This window comes from Psychrobacter sp. 1Y4, from assembly GCF_051847555.1.
The window spans coordinates 1-666 of the sequence record NZ_JBPYDE010000649.1; the positions used below are offsets into that span (position 1 = coordinate 1).

At 45.3% G+C, this 666-nt stretch carries 1 protein-coding gene; it reads left to right on the forward strand.

Going from position 1 to position 666, the window contains the following annotated elements:
- The first annotated feature begins 129 nt into the window (after positions 1–129).
- Positions 130–579 carry a YaiI/YqxD family protein gene (locus tag ACS8FC_RS18110; protein ID WP_093067583.1) on the forward strand — a complete coding sequence of 150 codons (450 nt, stop codon included), beginning with the start codon at positions 130–132 and terminating at the stop codon, positions 577–579.
- Positions 580–666 lie beyond the last annotated feature (87 nt).

Genomic DNA, 666 nt, shown 5'->3' on the forward strand with positions numbered 1-666 from the left:
TTTGGATAAAGAGTATGGAAATATCGATATTCAATCTAATACCGCAGATGCCGCAGCTAAAAACGACGACTTAGAAGATAACGGTGTTGAAGCAGCATTGTCGCCAAAGACAGAGAAGGCCAAAAAATAATGCAAATTTGGGTAGATGCTGACTCCGTACCATTGATTGCCAAAGATTTGATTATCAAAACAGCTGAACGTACCAAGACAATGGCGATATTTGTCGCCAACCAGCCAATCAAACTACGCAAATCTCCTCTGCTCGTTATGACGGTTGTACCATCAGGCTTCGACAAGGCCGATGATTATATCGTCGAGCAGATACAGGCAGGCGACTTGGCGATTACGAGCGACATACCTTTAGCCAATGATATTTTGGACAAAGGCGGTCTAGTACTGACAACTCGCGGCGTGGTCTATGACAAAAATAATATCAAGCAAAAGCTCAATATGCGCGATTTTATGGACACCATGCGCGGCACTGGTGTCCTAGAGCTGCAAGAGATGAGCGGGCAAAAACCCTACGGCGACCGCGATAAAAAAGCCTTTGCCGATGGTCTCAATCGCTTGGTTCGTTAGTACGCTTTGTCATCCTATCCGACACTGACCTGCTTACCACTTATTAGATGATGTCTTCTAAGTGACATGTGCCTCCTTGCAAACCGT

What these genes read in the sequence shown, in the direction of transcription:
- ACS8FC_RS18110 (WP_093067583.1), top strand. Translation starts at nt 130, where the DNA reads ATGCAAATTTGGGTAGATGCTGACTCCGTACCATTGATTGCCAAAGAT.